Source organism: Streptomyces rubellus, from assembly GCF_036323805.1.
In the GTDB taxonomy this organism is placed as follows: domain Bacteria; phylum Actinomycetota; class Actinomycetes; order Streptomycetales; family Streptomycetaceae; genus Streptomyces.
Window position 1 is genome coordinate 119,171 of sequence record NZ_JAZDCX010000018.1, and the last position, 17,436, is coordinate 136,606.

The following is a 17,436-nucleotide window of genomic DNA, read 5'->3' on the forward strand; positions in this document are numbered from 1 at the left end:
GCATGGGTTTCACCATCGGCAGCATCCGGGAGAGGCGGGGGCCGCGGGAATCACGGCCCGGCGCCGGGCGCCGGGAACGCGCCCCGCTGTACACCGCCGTCGCCGAGTACACCGGCCTGTGGGGCTGGGACGTCGTCCCCGGGGCCCGGACCGTGCGCGGCGGGGGCCGGTCCCGGTGTTCCTGCGGAGCCGCCCGCTGCCCCTCTCCCGGTGCCCATCCTCTGGCCGGGGCTCCCGGAGTGCCGGCGGGCTCCGGTCTCGGCGAGGCCGCCCGGGTGTGGGGGCGGGTCCCCGGCGCCGCGCTGCTGCTGCCGGTGGGCCGGGCGTTCGACGTCATCGAGGTACCCGAGGCCGCCGGGCGCCGCGCGCTGACCCGGCTGGAGCGGATGGGCCTGCCGGCCGGACCGGTCGCCGTCACCCCGCACGGCCGTGCCTGGTTCCTGGTGGCTCCCGGTGCCGCGGCCGGGCTCCCCCGGCTGCTGTACCGGATGGGCTGGGACGACGCCGTACTGGATCTGCGCGGCCTCGGCCCCGGCGACCACATCACCGCCCCGCCCTCCGACCTGGGCGCCCTCGGCCCGGTCCGGTGGCTGCGGCCCCCCGACCCGGAGACGGCCGAACGCCCCCCGCAGGCCCGGCTCCTGCTGGGCACCCTGGCGTACGTCTGCCACCGCGAGTTCCCCCGCGGCTGAGGCCGGGGGCCGACGGGCCGGGGCGGAGGGCGCGGGCGGCGTGCGGTCAGTCCCCGATCAGGGCGTCCACGAACGCCTCCGGCTCGAACGGGGCCAGGTCGTCCGCCCCCTCTCCCAGGCCCACCAGCTTGACCGGTACCTTCAGCTCGCGCTGCACCGCGATGACGATGCCGCCCTTGGCCGTGCCGTCGAGTTTGGTGAGCACGATGCCGGTGACATCCACGACCTCGGCGAAGACCCGGGCCTGGATCAGGCCGTTCTGGCCGGTGGTGGCGTCCAGGACCAGGAGCACCTCGTCCACCGGGCCGTGCTTCTCCACCACCCGCTTGACCTTGCCCAGCTCGTCCATCAGGCCGGCCTTGGTGTGCAGCCGTCCCGCCGTGTCGACCAGCACCACGTCGGCGCTGGCGGCGATGCCCTCCTTGACCGCGTCGAAGGCGACCGACGCCGGGTCGCCCGCCTCCGGGCCGCGGACGGTACGGGCGCCCACCCGCTCGCCCCAGGTCTGGAGCTGGTCGGCGGCGGCGGCTCGGAAGGTGTCGGCCGCGCCGAGCACCACCGACTTGCCGTCGGCGACCAGCACCCGGGCGAGCTTGCCGGTGGTGGTGGTCTTGCCGGTGCCGTTGACGCCCACGACCAGCACCACGCCCGGCCGCACCACGCCCTCGGACGAGACGCCGCCCTCGGTGTGGACCGTACGGTCCAGATCGGTGCCCACCAGGGTCAGCAGTTCCTCGCGCAGCAGGGCGCGCAGTTCGGCGGGGGTACGGGTGCCGAGCACCCGCACCCGTTCGCGCAGCCGCTCGACCAGTTCCTGGGTGGGGGCGACGCCGACGTCGGCGGTGAGCAGGGTGTCCTCGATCTCCTCCCAGGTGTCCTCGTCGAGATGATCGCGGGAGAGCAGGGTGAGCAGACCGCGGCCCAGGGTGTTCTGGGAGCGCGACAGGCGTTCACGCAGCCGCACCAGCCGTCCGGCGGCGGGCTCTGGGGTCTCGATCCCGGGCACCTCGGGCGGCGCGGGGGCACCGGCCTCCTCCACCACGGCGGCGTCCGTGGCGCCGGCGGGGGGCGGCAGGTCGACCTCTTCGATGGTGCGCCGCCCCTCGTCGCCGGGGGCCTCGGCCTCCTCGCCGACCCGGGGTTCGGACGGGGGCGGCGCGGTGACGGTCGGGGGGGCCGGACGGCCGGGCGGCGGTGTCTTCTTCCGGCGGGTGGCGGTGACCACCAGGCCGCTGACGGCGGCGACGGCGACCACGGCGATGACTACGGCAAGGATGACGATGTCCATAACGTGACCAGTATCGGCCACGGCCGCCCGCCGCACGGTGCGGTGCGCCCCGGCCGCGTCAGCGCAGCCGCTGGCTGATGACCTTCGACACCCCGTCGCCCTGCATGGAGACGCCGTAGAGCGCGTCCGCGACCTCCATGGTCCGCTTCTGGTGGGTGATCACGATCAGCTGGGAGCTCTCCTGGAGCTCCCGCATGATCCCGATGAGCCGCTGGAGGTTGGTGTCGTCCAGGGCGGCCTCGACCTCGTCCATGACGTAGAACGGGCTGGGCCGGGCCTTGAAGATCGACACCAGCAGGGCCACCGCCGTCAGCGAGCGCTCCCCGCCCGACAGCAGCGACAGCCGTTTGACCTTCTTGCCCGGCGGCCGGGCCTCGACGTCCACCCCGGTGGTGAGCATGTTCTCCGGGTCGGTGAGGACCAGCCGTCCGTCGCCGCCGGGGAAGAGCCGGGAGAAGACGCCCTCGAACTCGCGGGCCGTGTCGTGGTACGCCTCGGTGAACACCTGCTCGACCCGCTCGTCCACCTCCCTGACGACCTGCAGCAGGTCCGCGCGGGTCTTCTTCAGGTCCTCCAGCTGCTCGCCGAGGAAGCGGTGCCGTTCCTCCAGCGCGGCGAACTCCTCCAGGGCCAGCGGGTTCACCTTGCCGAGCTGCCGGTAGGCCCGTTCGGCCGCCCGCAGCCGCTTCTCCTGCTCGGCGCGGACGAAGGGGACCGGACGGTCGTGCGAGGGGCCGCCCGCGGCGGGGCCTCCGCCGTCCGCCGTTCCGGACTCCGCCCCGGGCGGCTGCTCGTCCCCGGCGGGCGGGGAGGGCGGTACGGGCTGGTCGGGGCCGTACTCGCGGACCAGCACCGCCGGCTCCACGCCCAGCTCCTCCAGGGCCCTGGTCTCCAGCTGCTCGATCCGCAGCCGCTTCTCGGCACCGAGCACCTCGCCGCGGTGCACGGAGTCGGTGAGCTTGTCCAGCTCGTCCTTCAGCTCCCGGCCCCGGTCCCGTTCGGCGGCCAGTTCGCGTTCCCGTTCGGCCTTCGCCCGCCGGGCGGCCTCCCGTTCCTCCCCGGCCCGGGCCAGCGACACCTCCAGGTGCGCCAGCAGCTGCCGGGCTCCGGCGGCGACGGCCGAGGCGACCTCGGCCTCGTGCCGCAGCCGGGCGCGGCGGCGTTCGGCGCGGGCGCGCGCCTCCCGCTCGGCGCGGGCGGCGCGGTCCAGCGAGTCGGCCCGGCCGGTGAGGCCCTTGACGCGTTCCTCGTGGGTGCGGACCTGGAGACGGGCCTCCATCTCCGTCTGCCGGGCGTTGGCGCCGTCGGCGGCCAGCCGGTCCCGTACGGAGGTGTCCGGCTCCTCCTCGCCGGGCTGCTCCTCGGCCACCGCCAGCCGTTCGGCCAGTTCCACGGCCTCCTGCCGGGCCCGCTCCAGCACCTCCTCGGCGCGGGCGACGGCCGCCGCCGCGCGCTCGGCCTCGCCGGCCGCGGCCCGGGCCTGCCCGCCCAGCCGGCCGAGCCGGCCGGCGACCTGCGACTTCTCCTTCTCCGCGGCGCTGCGCCGGGCACCCAGCTCCTCGACCCGGGCGGCACACTCCCGGTGCCGCTCCCGGGCCCGCTCCCGCTGTCCGGTCAGTTCCGCGACCCGGCCGTCCAGCTCCGCCAGTTCGGCGGCGGCCTCGTCCACCGACGCCCGGACCTCCAGCAGCGACGGCGCGCCCGCGGAGCCGCCCTGCGCGAAGTGGGCGCCGAGCAGATCGCCGTCGGCGGTGACGGCGGTCACCTCCGGATGCGCGGTCACCGCGGTCACCGCGTCCCGCAGGGTGCCGACCACCACCACGTCGCGCAGCAGCCGCCGCAGGGCGGGCAGCAGGACCTCCGGGCCCGAGACCAGCTCCGCCGCCCGCCGCGCGCCCGGCAGCTCCGGGGCGCCGGGGGCCCGCGGCTCGGGGGCGCCGCCCAGGACCAGCGCCGCGCGGCCCGCGTCCTGCTCGCGCAGCAGTCGCAGGGCGTCGGCCGCGGCGGCGGGACCGTCCACGGCGACGGCGTCCGCGGCCGCGCCGAGAGCGGCGGCGACGGGGACCTCGAAGCCCGGGGTGACGGTGAGGAGCTCGGCGGCCGGGCCGAGCAGTCCGGCGAGCCGGTCCCCGGCGCCGAGCAGCGCGCCGGTGCCGTCCTTGCGGCGGAGCCCCAGGGCCAGGGCGTCGCGGCGGGCGGAGACCGCGGCCCGCTGTCGTTCGGCGGCGGCCAGCGCCTCGCGGGCCGCGCCCAGCGCCGCTTCCGCCCCGGCCAGTTCGCGCCTGGCGGTCTCGTGCTCCCCGGCCAGTTCGGCGTCGTCGGCGTCCAGGCCGTCCACCTCGGCCCGCAGCGTCTCGTACTCCTCCTGGGCCGCCGCCGCGCGTTCCACGGCCCCCTGACGGGCGGCGGCCAGCCGGTCGATCTCGGCCTGGGCGGACGCCGCCCGGCCGCGGGCGGCGGTGGCCTGGCCGTGCAGCCGGGCGAGCCCCTCCCGGCGGTCGGCGATGGCCCGGGCGGCGTCCTTGAGACGGCGCTCCTCCGCGGCCAGGGCCCGCTCCAGTTCGGCGCGGTGCGCGACGGTGTCCTCCAGCGCCCGGCCGGCCGCCTCCAGCGCCGCGGTCAGTTCCGCCTCCTGCTCGCGGATCCGGGCGGCCTCGCGCTCCATGTCCTCCGGGTCGCGTCCCCGGCGCTCCTCGGCGGGTTCGGCGGCGGCGCTTCTGACCCGGGCCTCGGCCAGGCTCTCGGTGCCGCGCACCCGCTCCGCGAGCTGGGAGAGCTCGTACCAGGTCTGCTGGGCCCGCTCCAGCCGCGGTGCCAGGTCCCGCACCTGCCGTTCCAGCTCGGCCTCACGGCGCAGCGCCTCCCGCAGTTCGCTCTCCGCGGTCTCCTTGCGCTCCTTGAGGGCGGCCTCGTCGGCGAGCTCGGTCCGCAGGGCCGCGCGCAGGGTGACCAGGTCGTCGGCGAGCAGCCGCAGCCGGGCGTCGCGCAGGTCGGCCTGGATCACCGCGGCGCGGCGGGCGACGGCCGCCTGCCGCCCCAGTGGTTTGAGCTGGCGGCGCAGCTCGTCGGTGAGGTCCTGGACGCGGGCGAGGTTGGCCTGCATCGCGTCCAGCTTCCGCAGGGCCTTCTCCTTGCGCTTGCGGTGCTTGAGGACGCCGGCCGCCTCCTCGATGAAGGCGCGGCGGCCCGCCGGGTCGGCGTGCAGGACGGAGTCGAGCTGGCCCTGCCCGACGATGACGTGCATCTCGCGGCCGATACCGGAGTCGGAGAGCAGTTCCTGGATGTCCAGCAGCCGGCAGGTGTCGCCGTTGAGCTGGTACTCGCTGCCGCCGTTGCGGAACATGATCCGCGTGATGGTGACCTCGGAGTACTCGATGGGCAGCGCGCCGTCGGAGTTGTCGATGGTGAGGGAGACCTCGGCACGGCCCAGCGGCGGACGTCCGGCCGGCCCCGCGGTTCCGGCGAAGATGACGTCCTCCATCTTGCCGCCGCGCAGTGACTTGGCACCCTGCTCGCCCATCACCCAGGACAGCGCGTCCACCACGTTGGACTTGCCGGAGCCGTTGGGCCCCACGACGCAGGTGATGCCCGGCTCGAACCGCAGTGTGGTGGCCGAGGCGAAGGACTTGAACCCGCGCAGGGTCAGGCTCTTGAGGTGCACGTACCGGGACTTTACTCCCCGGTGCCGGTTTCCCGACCGAGGTGAGTTTCACCGCTGATCGAGTGGGGCACATCACACGGTAAGCGCCACACCGGGGGCCGGAAACGACGAAGGGACGCCGAAGCGTCCCTTGCAGTTTTCTCCCAGCGGTTCGGCGCTGCGGTCCTCTGTCCCGGCTGGCCGGTCAGGTGAGCGCAGGCTCCGCCTTGGATACGTCGATGCTGTCCAGCAGCGATTCGCCGTGCCGTGCCGCGGCGGCCGACAGCGCGTCGTTCTCGGCCTGGATCCGTACGAGCTCGGATTCCAGGTCCTGAACACGCTGCTGCAGCCGTCGCATCTCGGCGAGGACTCGGGGGTCAGGGCCGCCGACGTAACCGAGAAGCGCCTTTGCCATGATGGATGGTCCTCCGCACTGAGTGACCGACCGATAACGGTGGTGGGTCGTGAGGGATTCGCAATCCGCGACACCTGTCGTGCCTTCATTCCCAAGGCAGAACAGTTGCGGTGCGCGGGCTTCCAGCGTCTCACCAAAACTTTTTACGGTCAACACGATCACGCCACGCGCCCCGCAGCCTTGACTCGACGGCACTCAACTTGCCGGAGGGCTGACGGGGTCCTCGGGGATCACCGATGGCCGCAGCCTTGCACGTCGCAGGGTGAAAGGCAACAAGTTCCCGCTCACCTGACGGCAAAGCCCCGGTACTCGCCGCGCGGGCTGCCCCACACCTCGGTCACCCCCTCCACCCGGCCCGGTGTGTCACCCGTACGGAGCCACTCCAGCAGCAGCTCGCAGCGGTCCCGCGGCCCCTCGGCGACCACCTGGACGCGACCGTCGCCGAGATTGAGCACGAAACCGTCCAGGCCGCCGATCCGCAATGCGTTGGCACGGGTGAACCAGCGGAAGCCGACTCCCTGCACCCGTCCGCGCACCCAGGCCGTCATCCGCACGGCATCCCCCGCAGCCGCGCGCTCCCTCTCCTCCACCGCGCCCTCCGCCGTCCTTCCCGCTTCTCCCACCGCCCTCCCGGCCATGAACGCACGCTATCCGGACGGAAACCCCGGGCGTCCGCCCGCTGTGCGCTTTCCCATGCTCCGATCATGCTCATGTTTACGCCGTCCCGCCCCCCGTACCGCCATGGATGCCGTACAGTCCGCGGCAACGGGTCTCACTCGTTCGAGTGATGCAAGTGACGCCGATCATGTAGAGGACTGCAGTAGATGGGACGCCACCGACGCGCCAATCCAGCCCCCGCACCGGCCCCCGTCCCCGCCGCGCGGGGCGGCCGACACCGCGGCCCGCAGCGCAAGCGGAGCGCGGCCCCCGTGCGCACCGGGCTCCTGGGCGCATCGGCCGCCATGGCGATGGGCGCCGTGGCCGTCGCCTCCGGCCTGATCCCCGGACCGAACGGCACCTACACCGTCGGCGGTCCCGGCAGCAGCTCCGACATACGCACCGGTGGCCTGCCGGACCTGCAGACCCAGGGAGCCTCCACTCCCCCGGCGGCCGACCCCGCCGGAGCGGAATCCCCCTCCTCCCCGGGCCGCACCGGCGACCGCAGCCCCGCCCCCGGTTCCGGCAGCCCCTCCTCGCCGGGTTCCGGGAAGCCGGAGAAGACGCCCTCGGACAAGCCGAGCGAATCGCAGTCGGCACCGGAGTCGGCTCCCCCGCGCGCCGACGCCCCGCCCTCGGCCGGCGGGAACGACGCCTCCAGGACACCGCCCTCCCGGTCCCCCGAGACACCGCAGAAGCCGCCCGCCGAGGAGACGGGGGACACCGTTCCGAGCAGCCCCTCCAGCAGCGCGGCGGCGACCGCCGAGGCCGAGGTGCTGAAGCTGGTCAACCTGGAGCGGGCCAAGGCCGGCTGCCGCCCGGTCACCGCCGACCCCGAACTGGCCGAACTGGCCGGGGAGTTCAGCGAGGACATGGCCGTGCAGGGCTTCTTCTCCCACACCAGCCCCAACGGCGACACCCCCTGGGACCGCGCCGAGGCCGCGGGCATCGACAACCTCGGCGGCGAGAACATAGCCCGGGGCCAGACCGACGCCGAGGCCGTGGTGGAGGCCTGGATGAACAGCCCGGGCCACCGCGCCAACATCCTCAACTGCGACTACCGGACCCTGGGCGTGGGCGCGCACTTCGCCGAGGGCGGCCCGTGGTGGACGCAGAACTTCGGCTTCTGACACACCGGTGACCGGCGCGCTCCGGCCCCGGCCCGGTTCTCCGGGCCGGGGCCGGAGCGCGTGAGCGGCGGCCGGGGCCGTCGATCAGCGGGGCGGGCGCTGGCAGCGGGGGCAGAAGTAGCTGGAGCGGTTCATCCAGGGGCTGCGGCGCAGCGGGGTGGCGCAGCGGTGGCAGGGCAGCCCTTCACGGCCGTAGGCGTCCAGGGAACGGTCGAAGTACCCCGACTCCCCGTTGACGTTGACGTAGAGGCTGTCGAAGCTGGTGCCGCCCACCGCGAGGGCCGCGTTCATGACATCGCGGACGTGCCCCAGCAGCTCGGCCGTGCGCGGGCGGGTCAGGGTGGCGGTGGGGCGGTCGTAGTGGAGACGGGAGCGCCACAGCGCCTCGTCGGCGTAGATGTTGCCGACCCCGCTGATGAGCGACTGGTCGAGCAGGGCACGCTTGACGGTGCTGCGGCGGCGGCGCAGGGCGGCGTGGAAGGCCGCCTCGTCGAACGCCGGGTCCAGCGGATCACGGGCGATGTGGGCGATGACCTCGGGCAGGCCGCCGGCCGTGGTGGGATGCAGCGACAGCCCGCCGAAGGTGCGCTGGTCCACGAAGCGCAGCTCGGTGCCCGCCGAGTCGGCGAAGCGGACCCGTACCCGCAGGTGCTTCTCGTCGGGCGCCTCGCGGGGCTGGACGAGCAGTTGCCCGCTCATGCCGAGGTGGGCCAGGACGCAGTGGCCGGTGTCCTCCAGCGGCAGCCACAGGTACTTGCCCCGGCGCAGCGGCGTCCCGACGCGCGCGCCGCGCAGCCGGGCGGCGAAGTCGGCCGCCCCGGCGAGGTGGCGGCGGACGGCGCGCGGGTGCAGCACCTCGGTCTCGGCGACCGTGCGGCCCGCGATCCAGCGCTCCAGTCCGCGCCGGACGACCTCGACCTCGGGCAGCTCGGGCAATGACGGCTCCTCGTCACGGGGCGGGGTCCGGGGCGCACGGCGGTGGGTGCCGCGGCGCACGCCCCCGCGCCCACCCGCCCCGGTCGGAGGCGGACGGGCGGCGGGCGGAAAAGGGGAAACGGGCAGGGAGAGAACAGGGAGTCCGGGTGCGCGGCCGGGGCCGGACGGGGTCAGGACACCTTCTCGGTGGTCTGGCCCGCCTCCTGGTCGGCCGCGGTCCGGATCGCGCGCCAGGCGGCCTCGGCCGCCTGCTGCTCGGCCTCCTTCTTGCTGCGGCCGGTGCCGGTGCCGTACGCGACACCACCGACGCGGGCGGCAGCCGTGAAGGTCTTCTCGTGGTCGGGACCGGTCTCGGAGACCACGTACTCGGGGACCCCGAGCCCTTCGGCCGCGGTCAACTCCTGGAGGCTGGTCTTCCAGTCCAGGCCGGCGCCCAGGCTGGAGGACTCCTCGATCAGCGGATCGAAGAGCCGGTGCACCAGCTCGCCCGCCGCGTCCAGTCCCTGGTCGAGGTAGACCGCGCCGATGACGGCCTCCAGGGTGTCCGCGAGGATCGACGCCTTGTCCCGGCCGCCCGTGCCCTCCTCGCCCCGGCCGAGCCGGATGAAGGCGCCCAGGTCGAGACCGCGGGCGACACCGGCGAGCGCCCGGGAGTTGACCACCGCGGCCCGCAGCTTGGCGAGCTGCCCCTCGGGGAGCTCGGGATGGGTGCGGTAGAGCGTGTCGGTGACCACCAGACCGAGGACGGAGTCCCCCAGGAACTCCAGCCGCTCGTTGGTCGGGAGCCCGCCGTTCTCGTACGCGTAGCTGCGGTGCGTCAGCGCACGCGTCAGAAGGGCGGACTCGAGCCGATACCCGAGCCGCCCCTCCAGCAGCGTGTGGGACGAGGCCGCATCCACCAGGCCCGCCTGCGCCTCGGGTTCGCTCCCGCCGCGGCGGGAGGAGGAGCCAGGCGTCGTGGCGTCTGACATGGAGCCCGTCACCCGCCGATCAGACCTCGAGGACCTGGCGGCGGTTGTAGGTGCCGCAGTTCGGGCAGGCGATGTGCTGCAGCCTGGGCTCCTGGCAGCGCTCGCACTTGACCAGGGTGGGGACCGCAGCCTTCCACTGCGACCGGCGGTGGCGCGTGTTGCTGCGCGACATCTTCCGCTTCGGAACAGCCACGGCTATTTCTCCTGTGGATCGTCCCCGTCGCTGCGGGGTTCGTTGTCTTCGTCCTTCTCGCCGTTCCCCATGGAACCGGCGAGTCCTTCGAGTGCCGCCCACCGGATGTCGACGGCCTCGTTGTGGTCGTGGCCGGGATCGTCCGCGAGCCGTGCCCCGCAACGGGGGCACAGTCCGGGGCAGTCCTCCCGGCACACCGGCTGCAGCGGCAGTGACAGCACCACCGCGTCCCGCAGCACGGGCTCGAGGTCGAGCAGGTCGCCCTCGAGCCGGAACATCTCCTCGTCCTCGGCGTCGTCGCCGGCGTCCGCGTAGCGGCTCCGGTCGTCGGCGTCGGGGTAGGAGAACATCTCCTGGAAATCCGCCTCGCCATCCTGCTCCAGCGGCTCCAGACACCTTACGCACTCCCCCGTCAGCGGTGCACGGACGGTGCCCGTGACGAGCACCCCCTCCATGACCGACTCCAGGCGGAGGTCGAGCTCCATGGCCGCGCCCTCCGGTACCCCGACGACCTCGGTGCCCAGGTCCTTGGGGGCCGGAACCGTACGGGAGAGCCGTTTGAGCGCACCCGGACGACGCCCCAGCTCGCGTGTGTCGAACACGAGGGGGGAACGGGGGTCGAGGGGGGCGTTCAGGGCTTCCTGCTTTCTACGGTCTGGCACCGGACGGCTCCGTCTCGCTCCGCTTCCGACGGGCGATCCGGGCAGCCGGACGTCGCGGGCGAGCCGCGACCGAAGAGCCAGGATACTGGACAGGCCGCTTTGGTCCCAATCCGCTCCGGCCGGAGCCCGGCGGGGAGCACCGGTCCCGGCCGGCCGGGATGGTCACCGGCCCTGCTCGTACTGCCTCAGCTGTGCCATGTCGATCATGCTGGTGTCGAAGAAGCTGGTCTCGTCGAGCGCCGCGGGCTGCTGCTGGGGCTGGTGCTGCGGCGGGGCGGGGACGGCGCCCTGCGGGTAGTCCTGCTGCGGGTAGCCGTAGCCGCCGCCCTGCTCCTGGCCCTGCGGATAGCCCTGCTGCTGGTAACCGTACGGATCGGCCGCCGGCTGCGGCTCGTACCCCGCCTGCTGCGCCGGCCGGGCGTAGTACGGATCCGGTTCCTGCGGGTAGCCCTGCTGCGGGTAGCCGTAGCCGCCGCCCTGCTCCTGGCCCTGCGGATAGCCCTGCTGCTGGTAACCGTACGGATCGGCCGCCGGCTGCGGCTCGTACCCCGCCTGCTGCGCCGGCCGGGCCGCCGCGGGGGCGGGGGACGCCTGGGCGGCGGCGAGGTCGGCGAGGTAGTCGGCGCCGGACTGCTGGTCCTGGCCGTCCTGGGCGGCCAGATGCGCGGCCAGGTCGTCGATGGGACGGTGGCCGGTGAGCTTCTGCCGCCCCCGGCCGACCGCCTCCAGGGTCTTGGTGAGCACCGCCTCGAACGCCCGGAACTGGGTCTCCACGTACGCGTCGGCGCGCTCCCGCAGCTCGGCGGGATCGGCGGAGCGCTCCGGGATGTCCTCGTCGAACTCCCCGTCGCCCTCGCCTCCGTAGCCGTCGCCCCCCGGGCCGCGGCCCAGGAGCTTCTCACGGCCCCGGTCGACCGAGCCGATGGTCTTGCTCAGGACCACCTCGAAGTTGGCGAGCTTGCTGTCGACGTAGTCGTCCGCCTCGGCGCGGATCTCCTCGGCCTCCCGGCGGGCCTGGGCCAGGATGCGGTCGGCCTCCTCCTGGGAGCGGCGGGCGATCTCGGTGCCGGAGATCAGCGCGTTGCGTTCGGCCTGCGCGGACTCGATGATCCGCTGGGCCTCCTGCCGGGCCCCGGCGATCGTCTGCTCCCGGTCGCCGAGCAGCTCCTGTGCCTGGGCGAGCGAGCCGGGCAGTGCCTGCCGCACCTCCTCCAGCATGCCCAGCAGCTCCGCACGGTTGACCACGCAGGAGGCCGACATGGGCATGGAGCGGGCGCCTTCGACCGCCGCGACGATGTCGTCGAGTTTCTGCTGTACGTCCACGGAAGCGACTGTACGGGCAGTGGCCGCCGGCGCGACAGCGGATGCCGGAAGGAGCTTCCCCCGGCGGCGGCTCAGGGCCGGGTGAGGCGCTCGCGCAGGACCGACAGGACCGCGGGCGGCACCAGGTGGGAGACGTCGCCGCCCCAGGCGGCGACCTCCTTGACCAGGCTGGAGGAGAGGAAGCTGTAGGTCGGGTTGGTCGGCACGAACAGCGTCTCCACACCGGAGAGCCCGTTGTTCATCTGGGCCATCTGCAGCTCGTAGTCGAAGTCGCTGACCGCCCGCAGGCCCTTGACGATGGCGGGGATGTCCCGCTGCTTGCAGAAGTCCACCAGCAGCCCGTGGAAGGACTCGACCCGCACGTTGCCGTACTCGCCGGTGACCTGGCGGATCAGGTCGATGCGCTCCTCGACGGCGAACAGGCCCTGCTTCGACTTGTTGATCATCACCGCGACGTAGACCTCGTCGTAGAGCTTGGCGGCGCGGGCGATGATGTCGAGGTGTCCGTTGGTGATGGGGTCGAAGGACCCCGGACAGACGGCGCGGCGCACTGCTGTTCCCTCGCTCTCCGTACGGGTCATGACGCGTCGGTGGCTTCTTCACGGGCGGCGCGACCGTACCAGAGCGTGCCCTCGCCGTAGCGGCGGGACCGCAGCCCCTCGTAACCGGCGGGCCAGCGGAATTCGCCGCCTCTCGTGCCGCGCTCCACGGTGACGAGGGCGTCGGCCGTGAGCCACCCCCTCAGCCGGAGTGTGAGAAGGATCTCGCGGAGCTCGCCGTCCCCGACGGCGTACGGCGGGTCGAGGAAGACCGCGTCGTACGGCGCCCCGGGGACCGGTCCGCGCACCACCTGCTCGGCCCGGCCGGCCCGTACCTCGGCGCCGGGCAGGCCGAGGCCGCGGACGTTCTGCCGGATGGTGCGTACGGCCCGGGCGTCGGACTCGACCAGCAGGACGTGCCCGGCCCCGCGCGAGAGCGCCTCCAGGCCGACCGCGCCCGAGCCGCCGTACAGGTCGAGCACCCGCAGGCCGAGCAGCGGGCCGAGCAGCGACTCCCAGGTGGAGAACAGGCCCTCGCGCGCCCGGTCGGAGGTCGGCCGGGTGCCCTGGCCGGGTGGTACCGCCAGCCGTCGTCCGCCGGCCGTGCCGGCGATCACGCGGGTCATCGCTTCGTCGTCCCCCGGGTCCTGTCAGCTCGGGCAGTGGGAGCGGCGGCACCGCAGGCCGCCGCTCCCACGATAAGTGCCCGGTGCCGGATCAGCCCGCCGCCCTGTCCTCCCCCGGCTCCGGCGCGGCGGCGCCCACCAGGGCGGGCGAGGCGTAGCGCGACCAGGACAGGCAGCCGTCCGGCGGGCAGTACTCCGGGCGGCGCGGGTCGTGGCCGAGCTCGCGCAGCTTGGTGCGGACCGAATCCGGGGTACGGCCGAAGCGGGCGGCTATCCGGGCGATGGTCTCGCCTGCGTGGAAGCGCTGGGTGAGGTCCTCCTCGTGCTGGGGCACCCAGGGGGCGCCGTGGCCCGGGAACAGCTCGCGCAGCACGTCGCGGTCGGGGATGGGCTCGGCGACGTCGGCCACGAGGGCGAGGGCGCGCAGCGCGCGGTTGAGCGCGATCCGCAGCGCGGGCACCTCGGTGAGCGGCAGGGCGAGGCTGCCGGAGGCCAGCGGCTCCCGCGGGGCGTCCTCCTGCCAGCCGGTCAGGGAGAGGGTCACGGTGGAGTCGTCGTCGCTGGCGAGCTCGATGCGGAAGACCTTGTCGCCGAGCGGCAGTTCGTTGAGATGCCGGAATGCCATGAAGCAACCCCCAGTGGTCCAGGCCGACCGGTCTCGTGCGGACCGGTCCGGAACACACCCAGTCTCCCGCCCGGCACTGACAGTGACGCTCCGTGACCGGGTACGCCGGGCGGTTCCTCCGGTTCTCCCCCCTCTCAGCCCTTGTCGAGGTACTCCTCGCGCTCGGCGTCCAGCAGGGCGTCCAGGGCGGCGCGCAGCTCGGGCAGTCCCTCCAGTTCCGGGTCGGCGGCGACGACCTCGGTCGCCCTCGCCCGGGCGGCCTCGATGACCTCCTCGTCGTCGATGACGGCGAGCATCCGCAGGGACGACCTGGTGCCGGACTGGGCCTGGCCCAGTACGTCCCCCTCCCTGCGCTGCTCCAGGTCGATGCGGGACAGTTCGAAGCCGTCCAGGGTGGTGGCGACCGCCGCCAGCCGGGCACGCGCGGGGCTGCCCTCCGGGGCCTCGCTGACCAGCAGGCACAGCCCCGGCGCGGTGCCGCGCCCGACCCGGCCGCGCAGCTGGTGGAGCTGCGAGACGCCGAACCGGTCCGCGTCCATGATCACCATCACGGTGGCGTTGGGCACGTTCACCCCGACCTCGATGACGGTCGTGGCGACCAGGACGTCCACCTCGCCCGCGGCGAAGCGGCGCATCACCTCGTCCTTGGCGTCCGGCTGCATCCGGCCGTGCAGCGCCGCCACCCGCAGCCCGGCCAGCGGCCCGTCCGAGAGCTGTCCGGCGACGTCCAGGACGGCCAGCGGCGGGCGCCGCTCGCCGTCGGCGCCCCCGTCCGCCCCGTCTCCTCCGCCGTTCCCGCCGTCGCCGCCCTTCCGGGAGCCGGCGGACTCCTCCTCGTCCCCGATGCGGGGGCAGACCACATACGCCTGGTGCCCGGCCGCCGCCTCCTCGCGCACCCGCTCCCAGGCGCGCGCCAGGAAGTGGGGTTTCTCCGCGGCGGGCACCACATGGCTGGCGATGGGCGAGCGCCCGGCCGGGAGCTGGTCCAGCACGGAGGTCTCCAGATCCCCGAAGACCGTCATCGCCACCGTGCGGGGGATCGGGGTCGCGGTCATCACCAGCAGGTGCGGGGGCTGCCTCCCCTTGGAGCGCAGCGCGTCGCGCTGTTCGACGCCGAAGCGGTGCTGCTCGTCCACCACGACCAGGCCCAGGTCGTGGAACCGCACCTTGTCCTCGATCAGGGCGTGGGTGCCGATGACGATGCCGGCCTCGCCGGTGGTCAGGTCCAGCAGCGCCCGCCGCCGGGCGGCGGTGCCCATCGAGCCGGTGAGCAGCACCACCTTGGTGCCCTGGTCGCTGCCGCCGAGCATGCCGCCCTCGGCCAGCTCGCCCATCATCTCGGTGACCGAGCGGTGGTGCTGCTGGGCCAGCACCTCGGTCGGGGCGAGCAGCGCGGCCTGCCCGCCCGCGTCGACGACGGCGAGCATGGCCCGCAGCGCCACCAGCGTCTTGCCGGAGCCGACCTCGCCCTGGAGCAGCCGGTGCATGGGGTGCTCGGCGGCCAGGTCGTCGAAGATCTCCCGGCTGACCGCCAGCTGCCCCTCGGTGAGGGTGAACGGCAGCCGGGCGTCGAAGGCGTCCAGCAGCCCGCCCTCGCGGGGCTTGCGCGGCACGGCGGGCAGCTGGCCCTCGGCGAGACGGCGGCGGGCCAGGGCGACCTGGAGGACGAACGCCTCGTCCCACTTCAGTCTCGTCCGCGCCTGCTCCAGATCCGCCCTGTGCCGCGGCCGGTGGACCTTCTCCAGCGCCTCCGGCAGGGCGGGCAGCCCGTACTGCTCGCGCAGCGCGGGCGGCAGCGGGTCGGCGACGCCCGCCCAGCCGGTGGCGCCCAGCGAGTCCAGGACGGTGGTGACGGCCTTGGCGAGCTTCCAGGACTCCAGTTGCCTGCAGGCCGGGTAGAGGGGGATCAGCCGCCCGGCGAAGGCGTCCACCGCGTCCGGGTCGCTGCCGGCGCCCAGCAGCTCGTAGGCGGGGTGGGAGAGCTGGAGCCTCCGGTTGAAGACCCCCACCTTGCCCGCGAACATCCCGCGCCGGCCGGGCAGCAGCTCCCGGTGGTGATGGTGGACGGAACGGCCGAAGAAGACCAGCTGCAGCCGGCCGCTGCCGTCGGTGACGGTGACCTCCAGCCGCTTGCCGCGCCCCTGGTTGAACGTGTGCACCCGGGCGTCGGCGACCTGGGCGACGACGGTGACGTGCTCGTCCGGCGGCAGGTCTGAGAGCCTCGTCAGCTCGCCGCGCTCAGCGTACCGCCGCGGGTAGTGGTGGAGCAGGTCGCCGACGGTGTGCAGGCCGAGGTGCTCGGCCATCACCTTCGCGGTGGTGCCGCCGAGCGTTCTGCGCAGCGGTTCCGCCAGGGGGTCGGTCCCGGTCTCCCCCTGCTGCTTCGGTTCGGTCTCTCGCGCGGGCACGCCCCCTATTGCACACCACGGCACCGACAGCCCCGGTACGCGACCCGGTTCCGGGTCCGGCCGCGGGCGGTCCGGGCGGCGCCGCGGTCGGCGGTCACTCCACGCCGATCAGCAGCGGCCCGCTCTGCCGCCCCTCGTAGACGACGGTGTCCACGGCCAGGTGTGCCCGCCGTACGTGCCGCTCCAGGCGTCCCGCCAGGCCCTCGGGCGCGTCCGCGCCGACCACCAGCGTCACCAGTTCGCCGCCCGCCGAGAGCATCCGGTCCAGCACCGCGGCGGCCACCCGCTCCGGTTCCGTGCCGATCAGCGCCACGTCCCCGTCGATGAGCCCGAGCACGTCCCCGGCCTGGCAGACCCCCGCGGTGGTCCACGACTGCCGCTCGGCGACGCACAGTTCGCCGTACCGGGTGGCCCCGGCGGCCGAGGTCATGGCGACGACGTCCTCGTCGAAGCGGCGGGCGGGCTCGTGCACGGCGAGCGCTGCCAGGCCCTGCACCGGGGAACGGGTGGGGATGATGGCGACCCGCAGCCCCTCGGCACGGGCCTGCTCGGCCGCAGCGGCGGCGGTGTGCCGCAGCTCCGGGTCGTTGGGCAGCAGGACCACCTCGCCGGCCCCCGCCCGCCGCAGCGCCTGTGCCAGTTCGCCGCTGGCGGGCGGCTCACCGGGCCGTACGGTCACGGCCGCCGCGCCCGCCGCCGCGCACAGGGCGGCCAGCCCGTCGCCGGGCACCACCGCCACCACGGCACGGGACACGGCGCCGTCGGCGGCCCGGTCGCGGCCGCGGTGGGCCGGCCGGCCGCCGCCGAAGTGTGTGATCCGGATGCGGAACGGGCGGCCCGCCTCGATGCCGGCCTCCACCGCGGCGCCGGGGTCGTCCACATGGACGTGGACGTTCCACAGCCCGTCGCCGCCGACCACCACCAGGGAGTCGCCGAGGGCGTCGAGCCGGGACCGCAGGGCGGCGACGGCCTCGTCACCGGCCTCCAGCAGGTAGATGACCTCGTAGGCCGGGCCGCCGTCCGGCGCCGGCCCGTCCGTCTCCGGACCGGCTCCGGTGTCCGCCCCGGCACCGGTGCCCTCTTCGGTCCCGTCGGTCCCGGCCGCCGGGCCGCAGCCGGCCGGTTCGGCCACCGGGTCCGCCGGGCGCTCCCCGGAGAGCGCCCCGACCAGTGCGCCCAGGACCGTGACCAGGCCGTAGCCGCCCGCGTCCACCACACCGGCGCGGGACAGCTCCGCCAGCTGCCGGGGTGTCTCCCGGAGCGCGGCGCGGGCCGCCGACCAGGCGGGCCCCGGCACCGCCGGGCAGGGCCCGGCCGAGACCGGGGCGGCG

At 74.6% G+C, this 17,436-nt stretch carries 16 protein-coding genes; 2 read left to right on the forward strand and 14 right to left on the reverse strand.

Translation table 11 applies throughout. The features are described 5' to 3' along the window. The first annotated feature begins 2 nt into the window (after positions 1–2). A complete protein-coding gene (locus V1L54_RS21055; RefSeq protein WP_330119624.1) occupies positions 3–692 on the forward strand; it encodes a bifunctional DNA primase/polymerase in 690 nt (229 codons plus the stop codon). Positions 693–738: 46 nt separating this feature from the next. Here the strand turns inward: V1L54_RS21055 and ftsY are convergent, their stop codons facing one another. From ftsY to V1L54_RS21075, 4 genes are all read right to left on the reverse strand, one after another. Beyond that, positions 739–1,980, reverse strand: coding sequence for a signal recognition particle-docking protein FtsY (gene ftsY / locus V1L54_RS21060; protein WP_330119625.1), 1,242 nt, complete (start codon positions 1,978–1,980; stop codon positions 739–741). 58 nt (positions 1,981–2,038) lie between these two features. Continuing rightward, a complete protein-coding gene (gene smc / locus V1L54_RS21065) occupies positions 2,039–5,641 on the reverse strand; it encodes a chromosome segregation protein SMC (protein WP_330119626.1) in 3,603 nt (1,200 codons plus the stop codon). Positions 5,642–5,825: 184 nt separating this feature from the next. Further along, complete coding sequence (locus V1L54_RS21070) at positions 5,826–6,035, reverse strand: hypothetical protein (protein ID WP_330119627.1); 210 nt, start codon at positions 6,033–6,035, stop codon at positions 5,826–5,828. A 284-nt stretch (positions 6,036–6,319) separates the two neighbouring features. Beyond that, positions 6,320–6,583, reverse strand: coding sequence for an acylphosphatase (locus V1L54_RS21075; protein WP_330119650.1), 264 nt, complete (start codon positions 6,581–6,583; stop codon positions 6,320–6,322). A 276-nt stretch (positions 6,584–6,859) separates the two neighbouring features. On the opposite strand from V1L54_RS21075, the gene V1L54_RS21080 reads away from it, so the two are divergent. After that, entirely contained in the window at positions 6,860–7,822 is a 963-nt protein-coding gene (locus tag V1L54_RS21080) for a CAP domain-containing protein (RefSeq protein WP_330119628.1), read from the forward strand. A gap of 84 nt (positions 7,823–7,906) precedes the next feature. Here V1L54_RS21080 and mutM read toward each other — a convergent pair whose 3' ends face one another. The 10 genes from mutM to V1L54_RS21130 form a co-directional block, all read right to left on the reverse strand. Continuing rightward, complete coding sequence (gene mutM / locus V1L54_RS21085; RefSeq protein ID WP_330119629.1) at positions 7,907–8,758, reverse strand: bifunctional DNA-formamidopyrimidine glycosylase/DNA-(apurinic or apyrimidinic site) lyase; 852 nt, start codon at positions 8,756–8,758, stop codon at positions 7,907–7,909. Between the two features lie 170 nt (positions 8,759–8,928). Further along, on the reverse strand, positions 8,929–9,729 hold the full coding sequence (gene rnc / locus V1L54_RS21090; RefSeq protein ID WP_330119630.1) for a ribonuclease III: 801 nt from the start codon (positions 9,727–9,729) through the stop codon (positions 8,929–8,931). A 19-nt stretch (positions 9,730–9,748) separates the two neighbouring features. Further along, on the reverse strand, positions 9,749–9,922 hold the full coding sequence (rpmF, locus tag V1L54_RS21095) for a 50S ribosomal protein L32 (protein WP_100201097.1): 174 nt from the start codon (positions 9,920–9,922) through the stop codon (positions 9,749–9,751). A 2-nt stretch (positions 9,923–9,924) separates the two neighbouring features. Continuing rightward, positions 9,925–10,584 carry a YceD family protein gene (locus tag V1L54_RS21100; RefSeq protein ID WP_330119631.1) on the reverse strand — a complete coding sequence of 220 codons (660 nt, stop codon included), beginning with the start codon at positions 10,582–10,584 and terminating at the stop codon, positions 9,925–9,927. A gap of 162 nt (positions 10,585–10,746) precedes the next feature. Next, on the reverse strand, positions 10,747–11,907 hold the full coding sequence (locus V1L54_RS21105) for a F0F1 ATP synthase subunit B family protein (RefSeq protein ID WP_330119632.1): 1,161 nt from the start codon (positions 11,905–11,907) through the stop codon (positions 10,747–10,749). Positions 11,908–11,978: 71 nt separating this feature from the next. Beyond that, positions 11,979–12,488 carry a pantetheine-phosphate adenylyltransferase gene (coaD, locus tag V1L54_RS21110; RefSeq protein WP_330119633.1) on the reverse strand — a complete coding sequence of 170 codons (510 nt, stop codon included), beginning with the start codon at positions 12,486–12,488 and terminating at the stop codon, positions 11,979–11,981. Then, the gene (rsmD, locus tag V1L54_RS21115) at positions 12,485–13,072 is read right to left on the reverse strand and encodes a 16S rRNA (guanine(966)-N(2))-methyltransferase RsmD (RefSeq protein WP_330119634.1); all 588 of its coding nucleotides are present in this window, start codon (positions 13,070–13,072) and stop codon (positions 12,485–12,487) included. The genes coaD and rsmD overlap by 4 nt, the downstream gene beginning before the upstream one ends. 91 nt (positions 13,073–13,163) lie before the next feature. Beyond that, positions 13,164–13,697, reverse strand: a complete 534-nt coding sequence (locus V1L54_RS21120) for a hypothetical protein (protein WP_330119635.1) — start codon at positions 13,695–13,697, stop codon at positions 13,164–13,166. A gap of 134 nt (positions 13,698–13,831) precedes the next feature. After that, positions 13,832–16,003: an ATP-dependent DNA helicase RecG gene (gene recG, locus V1L54_RS21125; protein ID WP_443076728.1), complete on the reverse strand. Its 2,172-nt coding sequence runs from the start codon at positions 16,001–16,003 to the stop codon at positions 13,832–13,834. 196 nt (positions 16,004–16,199) lie between these two features. Continuing rightward, the coding region (locus V1L54_RS21130; protein ID WP_330119637.1) for a DAK2 domain-containing protein at positions 16,200–17,436 on the reverse strand (1,237 nt) is incomplete at its 5' end.

Coding starts and splice junctions, on each gene's coding strand:
- V1L54_RS21055 (WP_330119624.1), top strand. CDS start 3: ATGGGTTTCACCATCGGCAGCATCCGGGAGAGGCGGGGGCCGCGGGAA.
- ftsY (WP_330119625.1), bottom strand. CDS start 1,980: ATGGACATCGTCATCCTTGCCGTAGTCATCGCCGTGGTCGCCGTCGCC.
- V1L54_RS21070 (WP_330119627.1), bottom strand. CDS start 6,035: ATGGCAAAGGCGCTTCTCGGTTACGTCGGCGGCCCTGACCCCCGAGTC.
- V1L54_RS21075 (WP_330119650.1), bottom strand. CDS start 6,583: ATGACGGCCTGGGTGCGCGGACGGGTGCAGGGAGTCGGCTTCCGCTGG.
- V1L54_RS21080 (WP_330119628.1), top strand. CDS start 6,860: ATGGGACGCCACCGACGCGCCAATCCAGCCCCCGCACCGGCCCCCGTC.
- rnc (WP_330119630.1), bottom strand. CDS start 9,729: ATGTCAGACGCCACGACGCCTGGCTCCTCCTCCCGCCGCGGCGGGAGC.
- coaD (WP_330119633.1), bottom strand. CDS start 12,488: ATGACCCGTACGGAGAGCGAGGGAACAGCAGTGCGCCGCGCCGTCTGT.
- rsmD (WP_330119634.1), bottom strand. CDS start 13,072: ATGACCCGCGTGATCGCCGGCACGGCCGGCGGACGACGGCTGGCGGTA.
- V1L54_RS21120 (WP_330119635.1), bottom strand. CDS start 13,697: ATGGCATTCCGGCATCTCAACGAACTGCCGCTCGGCGACAAGGTCTTC.
- recG (WP_443076728.1), bottom strand. CDS start 16,003: ATGGCCGAGCACCTCGGCCTGCACACCGTCGGCGACCTGCTCCACCAC.